The organism is Rhodanobacter sp. MP7CTX1, assembly GCF_014205795.1.
Lineage (GTDB): Bacteria > Pseudomonadota > Gammaproteobacteria > Xanthomonadales > Rhodanobacteraceae > Rhodanobacter.
In genome coordinates this window covers 42572-55222 of the sequence record NZ_JACHCN010000018.1, presented here as the reverse complement: position 1 = coordinate 55222, position 12651 = coordinate 42572, and the positions used below count along the sequence as shown (strand labels likewise).

Genomic DNA, 12651 nt, shown 5'->3' with positions numbered 1-12651 from the left:
ACTTAATACGTGCTGGCGTTACGCGGCACGGAAGGGCGCCTCCGGGAATCGAAACTGGGGTCAGAGTCTGAGGTATCCCCGCGAATCTTCTCGATCAACCAACACACCTTGCATGCTGATTGAAGGAACAGTGCACGCATGATGCGGTCATTCCTCATGGGTTACGAAGCCAGAGGAGACCACACCATGCGCGCCACCGAAGTATTGCAAAAGTGCCTGGGCGATGCACTGGGTTCGATGCATGCGTTGCGCAGCCGCGTGTTGCTGCGCGCTGTGGAGGCGATGATTGACGGCAGACGCCTGACGCTGATGGATCTGGCGCGCGCGTGGCCTGGAGCGGAGCGCATTCGCGCGCCGCTGAAGGCGCTGGATCGGTTGTTGGGCAATCATCATCTGCACGCCGAGCGCGAGCACATTTATCGAGCGATGACACAGTGGTTGGTGCGCAATAAGCAGCCCGTCATCGTGATCGATTGGTCGGATCTGAAGCAGGATCGAAGCTGGCATCTGCTGCGCGCGGCGATACCGGTCGGTGGTCGTTCCTTGCCAATCCTGGACATGGTGTTTCCCGGCAAGCAGCAAGGTTCGCCGAGGGCCGAGAAGCAGTTTCTGCAACGTCTGGCACACGTGCTGCCCGATGGCGCATGCCCGATCCTGGTGACGGATGCCGGCTTCCGGGCGCCATGGTTCCGGGCGGTCGAAGCGATGGGTTGGCAGTGGCTGGGGCGCTTGCGCAACACCACGTATCTCAAACCCGTCGAGGTGCCGAACGAACCGTCGCAGTGGGTATCGTGCAAGGCCATGTATGAACTGGCGAAGCGAAGTTCACGCGAACTTGGGCAGATGGAGATCGTGCGCAGCAATCCACTGACCGCGCACGTAGTGCTGCATGCCAAGCCGCCACGAGGCCGCAAGCAGCGCAATCGGAAAGGTGTGCCGGCACGTAATTCAAATAGCCGCAAGCATGCGCAACGGGAGCGCGAACCATGGCTGTTGATGGCCTCGCCAAGTCTCAAGCTCGCTGCGCGTCAGTTGATCGCGCTGTACGCGCGACGCATGCAAATTGAGCTGTCGTTTCGCGACCTCAAATCGCATCGTTACGGGCAAGCGTTCGAAGACAGCCTCACGCGCAAAGGTCCTCGCATCGAGGTGCTGCTCTTGCTCAGCGCGCTGGCCGCGTTCGCCACATGGCTGGTCGGCATGGCATGCGAAGCGAGCGGCATCGACCAATGGCTGGCACCGTTTCGATCGAAACGGCGACTTTACTCAGTTATGCGTCTGGGCCGCGAAGCCTTGGTGCGACGATGGCTACAGATCCAGCTCAGTCGACTCATCGAACAGATAAGCCAGCCCACGCTAGGTTTGCTCGATCAGCTTGGCGTTCCTGCATGAAAACGTCGGGATACCTCAGAACCTGACCGCTGTTTTGTCCACTCCGGCGCTCTGGCCAAAGCGCCGCGATGTTATCTGCTACTCGCTCACCCCATCGAATCCGCCGAGCGTCGCTTTGCTGATCTTGGGAGCATGCATTGAGGCGACAGCGCCGGCGGAAGTCCAAAGTGCGAAACTTGCTTCAAACAGCGGATATATCAGGCTCGGCGATTGATCGATGGAGGCTGGCGATTGCACGGACGCGTGCGAGCAACGTATCCGGTGAAAAGGGTTTCGGAAGACGTTCGTTGAAGGGGTCCGCGGGATGAGCCGATGAGCCGTCAGTATCCAGATATGCCGAAATAAGGATGGCCGGAACGTGTGGCAATTTCTCGCGCAACTTGCGCAACAACGTTGCACCATCTGTATCGGGCATGGTGTGGTCGCAGACCAGGACATGGGGCGGCCGTTGCATGGCTTCAGCCAATCGCTCTGCCTCAGCCCCGTTGGCTGCCTCGCTAACCTCACAGCCACCGCTACGCAAGGTAGAGACGAGCAGCGCACGCAAGTCGTCATCATCATCGATCAGCAGCACGCGAGGGCGTGTTTCCAGCAATGGCAGCGGGACATTCGTGACGGGCGCCATGGCAATGGGTAGGGAGATGCGGAACCGGGTGCCTTGGCCTGGCACACTCCCCACGCTGATTTCCCCACCCGCGCGGCGGACCAGCCCGTATACGACACTGAGGCCAAGCCCGGTGCCGGATCCAACCGCCTTGGTGGTGAAGAACGGCTCGAAGATCCGTGATCTCACTGCTTCAGACATTCCCACGCCGGTGTCTTGAATGCACAGCGCCACCGTGGCGGCTTCTTCTTGAGCCAGCGAAATCGTGCATGTGCCACCGTCCGGCATGGCATCACGGGCGTTGGATGCGAGATTGAGCAAAGCCAGTTCGAACTCGCTGCGATCAAAGTGGATGGGCAGTGGATTGACTGCCGAGTCGATCGACAACTGCACGTTTGGCGGGAGCAACTGGCGGAGCAATGGCTCCAACTCGCTGAGGGCCTCGACAGAGTCGAAGGTTTCCGCATGAGTGATATCGCGACGACTGAAGTTGAGTAGCTTGCGGCAGACCGCTGCACCCCGACGCGCAGCCAGTTCGATATGTTCAAGGACCCGCGCGAGTGCATGGGCATCGTCGACAGATTTGACGCCGGGCTCATCGAGCCGACGACGGGCCAACGTTAGCCCGAGGATAATTCCCAAAACATTGTTGAAGTCATGAGCCACGCCGCTGGCGAGCTTGCCCACGGCATCCATTTTCTGCGCGTGCAGCAGCTGCTCCTGCGTGCGTTCGCGCTCGGCAATCTCCTGCTGCAGCTGCTCCCGATGGGCATTGGATTGAGCCAGACTGGTGCGCAACGCCTGAATGCTGCGGTCCAGAATGATCGCCACCATCAGGTAACTGAATGCTGCCTGGGGAAGCGCGGTGTAGGCGCCTTTCATGACATGCACTACATGCCGGTGCGCCAACATTTCGCCGGTCATCCCGACGACGAATGAAAGGATGATCGCGCCGTAAACATTCCAGAGAGCCCGACGACCAAGCATCAGGCCGGAGATAACCAAGGTCGTAACGAGGATCTGATCGTTGCTTCCTTCCGAATAACCCAGCGTTCCGTATGCAAGCACCGCCGAGCCAAGTACTACAACGAGAAACCAGGCCACCGCCTGCCGGAAATGTCCGTTGCGAGTGAGGTACACGCCGAGCCATGCCGCGATGGTGATCGCCAAATCCGTACCAAGGTCGATACCAAGGGCTACCTTCGGCCATGGGAGCACGTCGCCAAGCACTTGATAGAGCGTGCGCGGGTTTACGCTCATCAGCACGTATATCTTGTTCAGGGGAATCGAGCAGCCCATGAACGCGAAATAGAACTGCATGAAAAACGCGTTGCTCCGATCCACAGGATCGTCGATCGGAATTCGGCGCAGCCAGCCTTGCAAGTTCTCGAACATGGTTTTTCTTCTTCCCACAGCGGCTAGTCATGAATGTCAGCCGTGGTCGACGGCGGGACATGACGTCCTCGCCGAACGGCTACGGTGTGTGGAGTTCCGCGGGCCCGGATTTCCAGCCACCGATCACGCCGGAGGGAGTGGGCAGCGGATTTCAGGTCCCCTCCCCACTATGGAAAGTTTTTGAAAGTTTAGTCAAGGTTTTGTATGTGCAAAAACCTGGTGCGTGAGCTAGGGTGGTGTAGAGCAAGCTGTATCGAGGGGTACAGCTCCGCGACGCCATGGGAAATACATAGACGGTGACGCCTTGCAGCGCCACCGGTGGTCTGTGCTTGTGGCTTTTTACTCAACCTCTGGGGGTAGCATGTCTACAAGATCCACTTCATGGCTGGCGGGGGCAGGTCTGCTGCTCACCGGCGCCTTCTCGGCGGGGGCGCACGCGATGCCCGCGCAGGCAGCCAACTACTATCCGAACTATTCGCCGGACACGGCACGAATTACGAAGGCCGTCGACAATTCGACTTTTGTCCCCGCGGGTACTGTTCCCGCGCTGGCAGTATCGGCCAACGATGCCGGGGCATTGCCATCAACGCAGACGATCCGCAATGTCGTCCTGCTGCTCAAGCGCAGCGATGCCAAGCAAAAGCAGTTCGATGCCTACGTTCATCAGCTGAGCACGCCAGGGTCGAGCTACTTTCACCACTGGCTTTCGGCAACGCAGGCCGGCACATTGTTTGGGCCGGCACAGGCCGACATCAGCAAGGTCACCGACTGGCTGAAGGCCCAGGGCATGACCTCGGTTGAAGTATTGCCGACGGGTACCATGATTCGCTTCTCGGGTACGGCGAATGCACTGGGACACGCTTTCCATACGTCACTGCACAGCTATTCGGTCAATGGCCAAAAACATTTCGCCAATACTGACAGACAGCAGATTCCAGCCGCGCTGGCACCGGTTGTCGCTGGTGTTGCGTCACTGAATAACTTCTTCCCCAAGCCGCAGTATCACAACGTCGGTACCGTGACCCGCGACAAGAAAACCGGCAAGTGGAAGTCCATTGCCAAGGCTGGCGGTGCGCCTCAGTTTACCGTGCCCGGGGGCGACATCATTCCGGAGACTACGTACGACGTGGTCCCGGCGGACTTCAACACGATCTACAACGTCAATCCCTTGTGGAATGAAGGCACGCCTGTTCGCGGTGCTGGCCAAACCGTTGCGGTGCTGGAGCGCACCGAGGTGCTGCCTGGGGATATCCAGGCTTTCCGAAGTGCTTTCCTGCCGGCCAACACCGCCGGCACGGTGAGCTTTGTGAATCCCGGGATCTTTCCCGGTGATACCAGCTGTACGGATCCGGCCCGCAATGGCGACGAGCCGGAGGCCGCGTTGGATACCGAATGGGCTGGAGCTGCCGCTCCTGATGCGAATATCGAATTCGCTACTTGCGATGACACCAACAGTGCCACTTTCGGGCCGCTTCAGGCCGCAGAAAACATCATCATCGGCAGGCTGATCGGTAACCCCGAACCGTCGATTCTCAGCCTCAGTTACGGTGAGTGCGAGCAAGACGACATGACGGATGCGAGCACCCTTGGCCTGGCCAACGGGATGTGGGAGCTCGCCGCGTCCGAAGGCATCACCGTGTTTGTATCCAGCGGAGATTCCGGTTCGGTGGGATGCGACGACAACCAGCCAGCGGCTACACACGGCTTATCGGTCAACGGCTTGGCCTCGTCACCCTTCGACGTGGCAGTCGGCGGCACCGACTTCAACGACTTCACCAACTACGGCCCGTATTGGACCTCGGCTAATCTGGCGCACTATCAGTCGGCTGTGGGCTATGTCCCGGAAATGACCTGGAACGATTCGTGTGCCAGCAGCGTGATCTATACGTTGCTTCAATTCCCGGACGGCATCACTGCGTGTAACGACCCAACCGTAGGCCAGGAAGGACTGATTTCAACCGCCGGCGGCAGCGGTGGCTCGAGCATCATGAACGCCCAGCCCGTGTGGCAGATCGGTATCTATGGGCAGAGCAATGAAAATGCGCGCACCTTGCCGGATGTGTCGCTGTTTGCCGCCAACGGCTTCTTTGGCCATGCACTGGTTTACTGCATGTCCGACGTCATTCAGAACAGTAGCGGCGATCCGGACGAACCACCGGTCGTGCAGGGCTCGCCTTGCGACTACAGCAATCCAGATGATGTCGTTCTCAACAGTGCCGGCGGCACATCGTTCGCAGCTCCAGCGATGGCGGGCGTGCAGGCACTGATCAACCAGAGTGTCGGTCAACCGGTTGGTAACGTACTCCCCGCGTTCTATGCGCTTGCATCGAAGGAATACGGCGCCAATGGCTCGCCCAATACAGCGATGCTGCAGGCGTGCAATGCTTCCAACGGCTTGAACATCAGTAGCAACTGCATATTCAACGATATTACCGTTGGCGATATCGATGAGCCTTGCTTTGCCGGCACGAACAACTGCTATTCCGGTGCGACCACCCAACAGCTTGGTATTGCCGTGGGCAATGGCGGCAGCACTCTTCAACTTGGGCCGGCATGGCTCGCCAACTCCGGCTATAGCCTGGCGACCGGACTTGGCAGCATCAACGCGACTAACCTGGTCAATGCGATCACGAAATTCTATAAGCCGTTCCAGCATGGCTACTACCCGCCCTACGATTTCATGTCGAACGACAGTGTGCTGACGGATGGCTATAGCGATATCGCTGTAGTGGACCCGGTCAAGGGCACGTTGATGTCGCTGGGCATGAAGGGCAGTACCGTGCTGCAGAGTGTCAGCCAAGCCATCAGCCCGGGCTATAGCATTGGCGCGGAGGGCAACTTGGGTGGCTACTACATCCCGTTGCTGGCATGGACCGGCCCGGATAACCAACTCTACATATGGGAAAGTGACGCATCGGGCGGCTATGCCAAACAGGCAGTCGGGTCTCCGTTCCCCGCTGGATGGGAGCTGGCCGGCCAGGCTGTTACCGACAGCAGCGGACAGTCACAGTTGTTCTGGTTCAACGCCAGCACAGCACAGTTCGGCTGGTGGCAGTTCGTCAATGGTGGTGAACTCCAGGTCAACGTCTCGGCGCTCACCAAGGTAGCACCGGGCTACGTGCCGACGCTGGCCGATGTCAATGGCGATGGCTATGCCGACATCGTGTGGACCAGCCCGAACAACAACAGTGTCTATGTGTGGATCAACGACCAACAAGGCGGCTACGTTGCGCACAGCACTTCGGATCGTCCGGCTGGCTTCACCCTGTTCGGTGCCGGCGACTTCACTGGCAATGGCACCACGGACCTGGTCTGGACCAACGCCGCAAGCAATCAGATAGCCATCTGGACGGTGGATGGCTACACCGTTGCTTCCCAGCACACGTTCAATGTGACACCGGGTTACACCCTGGCAAGCATCGCGGACTTCGACGGTGACGGCGTGGCCGATCTCCTGTGGGTGGGTACTGCTGGAGATGTCTACGAGTGGCAGGGCAATGGCAATGGCGGTTTTGGTTCGTTCCGCGTAGCCGATCGAAATGGCAATCCGCTGGTTATTCCTGCCGGTGCCAAGATCCAGCCAAACCGCCTGCAGGGTGGGGTGGTGGCGGGTAGCGCGGGTTCTGTCAACAACGTTCTCACCCCGGGTCTGGGCTCCTCGCCCTACTAAGACAAAAAGGATGTAAGTTATCGAGGCCGGGTTTCCTTACCGGCCTCTTTTTTTTGGTGACGTTTCAGCACATGCGCAAATACATGGATCGGCCCTCGCAAGGCAGGGCAGGTATGATGAGTGTCGAAACGATCTCGACTGCACATGCAATATGCTTCGACTATGCGTTCACGCCCTGATTCCGAAAAGCCTTTGAGTTCCCAGCCGTCGTTACGCGTCCTCCTGCTGGAAGACGATGAGCTGCTGCGGGACCACGTGCTTGTACCCAACCTGCTGCAATTTGGCTTCGACGTGGCGGCCATCGGGCACCCCGCTGACTTGAATCAGCAAATCCAGCAACGTCCCCCAGACATCGTGGTGCTGGACGTGGGGCTGCCCGAGTCCGACGGTTTCCAGGTGGCACGTCAGCTACGCGCGAGGATTGCCAGTATCGGCATCATCATGCTCACAGCGCGAGCGGAAACGACTGACCGCATACGGGGCCTGAGTGAAGGTGCCGATGCCTATCTGTCCAAACCGATCGATATCGATCTGTTGGCGGCCACGCTGTACAGCCTTGCGAGGCGGTTGCGAACAACGCCACACCCGGTTGCCGGTCATTGGCATCTCGACGCCAACGGTTGGTGCCTGTTGTCGCCGGTGGGAGGCGTGGTCGCCCTGACCCAATCCGAAAGTCGATTGCTGGCTCCCTTGATGGAAAGCGCCAATGAGGTCATGTCTCGCGATGCGCTGATCGAGAAATTCGCGGCGGAAGGTATCGATTTTGATTCGCAGCGGCTTGATGTGTTGATCCACCGCTTGCGAAAAAAAGTGTTGCAGGTACTTGGTGTTCCACTACCCCTGAATGCCGTGCACGGAAAAGGGTATGTGCTGGTGTCACGTCAAGGGTAGTGCGGGGTCACCCACCGGTATCGCGCTTCTTCGCGATTGCCAAGAACCTGTCGCAAACAGCAAAAAAAAGGACCGCTTGAGAGCGGTCCTTTTTTATCAAGGCTGGTCGGATTTTGCACTCAGTGCCAGGGTAAAGGTGCCGTGCCGTTTACCGGAGCGCCAACGACGTACCATCCTACGGGATAGGTCCACTGGTCGTCGTCGCCCGGATAGTCGGGCGCATTGCCCGAGAAATTGCGGTCCGAGCCCTGCAATCCGCCAGTACTGATCGTTGAGGACGTTTGATTTATCGTATACAGGCCAGTGGCGTTTACGCCGTCGGCCTGGATGATATATCCCCCCGAGCCCAGAACGCTTAATCCACCACCGCCCCAGTTTTCTTCGCCTGCAAAGCCAGTCTGATTGCCCCTCGCATCAAATGTGCGGGAATACAGAGCGCCGTAATCTGAGCCGTAACCTAGGGGGCCATCGGAACCGTCATACGGCTGACAGAACTCCAGACCCATGCTGTTTCCCATAAAGCCGCCACCGAAAGCCCATACGTAGGTCAGGTCAATGCTGAGGTTGGTTGAAACAAAGCCGTTGGCAGTGCTGTCCCAGACGTAGAGGTCATGTGCGGCGCTGGTCCACAGGATGCTCAGACGGTTGCTGGTCGAGTAGTAGCCAATACCCATTGGGTAGTAGCCACACGCAATGGGGATGATCTTGTAACCCGTACGGGCGCCACCACGCATGGTCCAGTAGGCGAACTCGCAATCCGATGGATCTACCCAAAGCAGATCGTCATAACCGTCGCCATCGATGTCGCCCGCACCCACCAATTGCCATTGGCTGGGGTAAGTGCCGATTTCCGTCGAAGTGAAGCCGCCCTGGTGGTTGTTGGTCCAAAGCCAGAGGTCACGGTTGGCACTCGTGAAGATCAGGTCGGCATAGCCATCATTGTTGAAGTCTCCCGAAGCGCCGACGAAATATCCGGGTGTGACGTTGAATGTACGGCTACCGGTTCGCGTGACTCCGCCTCCCGAAAAGATCACGCCAGCCGTGGTGGCCGTCATCGTCCAATAACCCACTTTGCTAAGCGAGGGATTGAACCAAAGCAGATCAGACGTACCGTCGCCATTGAAATCGTTCGCTACATAGGGACTGTTGGGCTTTGGCGTGGCAACCTGCAACGCGGGCAAATACCCGAATGACACGGTGGGTGAATAGGGTGCGGACGACGAACTCGCCGGCGCGGGCAGAGACTCCCCTGCGCGCACGCTTTGGGCTAGCGTATTTGTGGTTAAAACCACACCGAGCAGGCAACAAAAAATGAGGTAGCCGAGACGGCATTCCATCTTGAACATCACACTCCCCCGTAGACCGACACTTGGAACGATGTTCCGATCAGTGCGGTCTCGCCATCTTATACATAGACCAAATAAACTGTTCAAATTCCCGACGTATCGCCAACGACTGGGCCGGCCGAACTTTCCAGTCGGCTAATGTTCGTCATCCGTGGCCGGTGCCTGGTTGGCCGTCGATGTGGCTGCGGGCGCCGTTGCGGGCTTTGCCCTGGCAGCAGACGGTAGTTGAATGTCTACAGTCGAGTGACTGATAGGTGATAGATACATCCAGAAAATGAGGCCAGCGACACAAGCGAGTATCAGCAGGGCGATGCCACGCGTTGGATTCCTGGGTTTGGGCATTCGCGTCTCAGGCGGCGGTGACGCCCGCTCTGTAGCGCTCGCCTGGAATGCCATGGGTCGACCACACGTGGGGCAGGCCAGCGCCGCGTCGCTCACGTCCGCGTTGCAATCCTTGCATTTGATAAGTGCCATGGTGCCTCTCCTTTTGGCTTTCTCGCTAACGCGTGCCCCAGTCACGCTGACCGCAATATAGCTCAGCTCGTCTTATGCGTTGGCGCTTTCACGCGCTCAGTAGGGATGCATCGGTATATAGAGTAAGTCGCACGCCTTCTCGGGTGCGTGGCCGGATTCAGGCGATCGTCAATTCACTCTCGCGCAAATAGCGGGGTCGGGGTCAGGTTCATTTTCTGACGCTCCGGGAGGGCGTTGGAGGGCAGCAAAGCTCGGTAAGGATTGCGACGATGGCGCATCATTCCGGCCCAGGATGGCGCCATGGCACGTCAACCCCGTCTCGATCTGCCTGGCGTGCCACAACACGTGATCCAGCGAGGCAACAATCGGCAGCCGTGCTTCTTGCAAGAGCAGGACTACCGTTTCTATCTTGAGTCGTTGCGTGAGGCATCAAAGCAGACAAGTTGCCGTGTACACGCCTATGTGTTGATGACCAACCACGTACATCTTCTGGTGACGCCGGAGGGTGCCGGTGCCATCTCGCACGTCATGCAGCGGCTGGGACGGCGCTACGTGGCCTACTTCAATCAGGCTTACCATCGCACAGGTACGCTGTGGGAAGGACGGTTCAAAGCGTGCCTGATCGATAGCGAGCGTTACCTGCTCACTTGCTATCGCTACATCGAATTGAATCCGGTACGTGCGGCGATGGTCGATACCCCGGAGCGATATGCGTGGAGCAGCTACCACGCCAACGCCTGCGGAGTGGATGATCGATTGGTGGAGCCGCACGCCGAATATCTGTCGCTGGGCTCAAACGCTGAAGAAAGGTGTAAGGCTTATCGCGAACTGTTCCTGGATGCCATCAGCGATGACCGCTTAGACGAGATTCGCTCTTACGTGCAAAAGCAACGCGCGCTGGGAACGACGCGTTTCCAGGAGGCGATCGAAGCGGAGCTCGACCGTGTTGCCGCCATCCAGGAGCGTGGGAGGCCAAAGAAAATCGTGCAACCGTAGACTTGAGCCTGGCGGAAAATGAACCTGACCCCGGGCTCTTTCTTGCCGTCTTGTTGCAAACCCTCCGCAACAACCCGAACGAGCTATTGCTTCCGGTGCTGCGCCGCTTTGAGCGCTGCCTGACCTTGCTGGGACTGACGCCGAGCGACGGCGCCCGCATCTGCGCGAGTCCACCAGCCGCGCAAAACATTTTCGATGATATGTGATCGCCCGAGGCTTTGACCGGGCAGCGGCGCGGGTGCCCGGTCTTTTTTGCGAGCGCGTCGGCCGTTTTGTTTACTGATGTCTTATCAAACGCAACAGGGGAAGGAAGTGACCTTCCATCCACGGGCCATTGCTTTGCTGCCGCCGAATGGAGTCGCTCAATTCCATTGGGATGTGAGCTTCAATCTTCGCGCATACTTTTTCAGAGGTTTGTTTTAGGTCCGTGGACGCCGTCACGCGCTTCTGCGCCAAGTCGATGTGCACGCGATAAGTAGCGCAGATTGCGGAATCATTCTCATACGTCACGGAAGTATCCGTGAACTCGGTGATGTCATACACGCTGATCGACGCGTAGGCAGTTCGAACATCGTAGTTCAACAGCGTGGTCTGGGCTTCAATACAGGTCTTGGTGTCCTTTTCGCACTGAATCGCGGTGGCATTGGAAACCAAAGGCGACCCCGAGTCGCTACGAAACCACTGGCCCTCGGCGCTTACCATGTTCCCATTGGATTGCATGTCGAACAGGTTCCCAGTAGACGGCTCGTGGGCCTGAACGATGACCTCTTCTCGCGCCACTTCGAATGCAACGAGCGCAACAAAGAAAGCGAATTTCCACCAGTTGCGGGCCTTCGCGGTCGAATCGGTAACCATATATTTCCCCTGTTTTGCAAACGCTTACCAAGCCCGCACTCTAAGCCTGAGCTTTGGGCGGAATTACAGCGATGAACGTAGCCTCTGGAAACATAATTTCGGCAAGCGCATGCAGCCTTTTTGAAGCTTCAAGAAGGCTCTTGACGGTAGCTGGGACGTGGTAATAGACCTGTTCCGAGGCCGAGTCGAGCGAACCAAAAACACGTTCCCCGAGAGCTTTACGTAAGATCTCTTCCGACCGGGGCTGTCCATTAATACCGGCCTTCTCGATCAGGTGATGCACTTCGCCGAGCAATAGTTGACACCGAGCGGCTACGACTTCCCTGCACGAATCAAACCTCTCCTGTTCCACCGACAGTTCACCCAGGAGTTTGGCCTGACCGCTGTACGTGAGAAACATCAGTTTCTCGGTTTCGATTCTTGCGTCGAACCGAGTTCCTAGCCCGATGGCGGAAAGGCCGATCAAGCGCGCAACCCGACTGGTATAAAGCGAGAGTAAGTTGCGCTCGTAGTTGCTAAGGTGGTTGTACTGCGTGGCTAATGTCAGAAGCGCCCTATTCACTTCGTTGATCTGTTGATCGCGTTCTTTTTTCCGGTCCTTTCCCTCTTGCAGGCGGAAAACCAAGAACGCGCCTACGAATGTGCTCAGTATTGGGAACAGCCACCCGGCTACATCCTTCCCTTCGACGGGCTTGATCAAAATCCAGGTCAGAACAGCGACACCGACGGGCACAATCACGGCAACAGCGTAGGGAAGCCACGGGCGCGCCTTTCTGAGCCATCCACTTATTCGCCGCATAGCTTGCCCCTGACTTATTTCACCCATTGTGCCTGCGGTCGACGAGCGTGCGAAGCCGGGCGTGTGACGGTGTGACGCATGAGACCCATTTGTCAGAAGGCGGGAGGCGAACCGGGCAAAAAAAAGGCAACCCAGAAGGTTGCCTTTTCCTGCCGTTTTTGCGGCCCATGCCTCGCCATACCTTGCCACGAGTGTGAGCGGCTCCGGACTGTGGGGCGTGGGGCCGTGG

9 protein-coding genes are annotated in these 12651 nt (G+C 58.1%); 5 read left to right on the top strand and 4 right to left on the bottom strand.

Going from position 1 to position 12651, the window contains the following annotated elements:
- The first annotated feature begins 186 nt into the window (after window positions 1–186).
- Window positions 187–1392, top strand: coding sequence for an IS4 family transposase (locus HDE77_RS17935; protein WP_184419280.1), 1206 nt, complete (start codon window positions 187–189; stop codon window positions 1390–1392).
- Between the two features lie 181 nt (window positions 1393–1573).
- On the opposite strand, the gene HDE77_RS17930 is transcribed toward HDE77_RS17935, so the two are convergent.
- On the bottom strand, window positions 1574–3391 hold the full coding sequence (locus HDE77_RS17930) for an ATP-binding protein (RefSeq protein ID WP_184419279.1): 1818 nt from the start codon (window positions 3389–3391) through the stop codon (window positions 1574–1576).
- 361 nt (window positions 3392–3752) lie between these two features.
- Between HDE77_RS17930 and HDE77_RS17925 the strand changes: the two genes are divergently transcribed.
- Together HDE77_RS17925 and HDE77_RS17920 are read left to right on the top strand one after the other, a co-directional pair.
- Window positions 3753–7061 (top strand): protease pro-enzyme activation domain-containing protein, encoded by a 3309-nt coding sequence (locus tag HDE77_RS17925; protein ID WP_184419278.1) that lies wholly within the window; start codon window positions 3753–3755, stop codon window positions 7059–7061.
- A 192-nt stretch (window positions 7062–7253) separates the two neighbouring features.
- A complete protein-coding gene (locus HDE77_RS17920) occupies window positions 7254–7952 on the top strand; it encodes a response regulator transcription factor (protein WP_184419277.1) in 699 nt (232 codons plus the stop codon).
- Between the two features lie 119 nt (window positions 7953–8071).
- On the opposite strand, the gene HDE77_RS17915 is transcribed toward HDE77_RS17920, so the two are convergent.
- Window positions 8072–9298, bottom strand: coding sequence for a VCBS repeat-containing protein (locus HDE77_RS17915; RefSeq protein WP_184419276.1), 1227 nt, complete (start codon window positions 9296–9298; stop codon window positions 8072–8074).
- A gap of 774 nt (window positions 9299–10072) precedes the next feature.
- Here HDE77_RS17915 and HDE77_RS17910 point away from each other — a divergent pair.
- On the top strand, window positions 10073–10768 hold the full coding sequence (locus tag HDE77_RS17910; protein ID WP_184419275.1) for a transposase: 696 nt from the start codon (window positions 10073–10075) through the stop codon (window positions 10766–10768).
- 2 nt (window positions 10769–10770) lie between these two features.
- On the top strand, window positions 10771–10974 hold the full coding sequence (locus HDE77_RS17905; RefSeq protein WP_184419274.1) for a hypothetical protein: 204 nt from the start codon (window positions 10771–10773) through the stop codon (window positions 10972–10974).
- A gap of 70 nt (window positions 10975–11044) precedes the next feature.
- Here the strand turns inward: HDE77_RS17905 and HDE77_RS17900 are convergent, their stop codons facing one another.
- On the bottom strand, window positions 11045–11623 hold the full coding sequence (locus HDE77_RS17900; RefSeq protein ID WP_184419273.1) for a hypothetical protein: 579 nt from the start codon (window positions 11621–11623) through the stop codon (window positions 11045–11047).
- Between the two features lie 40 nt (window positions 11624–11663).
- Window positions 11664–12362, bottom strand: coding sequence for a hypothetical protein (locus HDE77_RS17895; protein WP_184419272.1), 699 nt, complete (start codon window positions 12360–12362; stop codon window positions 11664–11666).
- Between the last annotated feature and the right edge of the window lie 289 nt (window positions 12363–12651).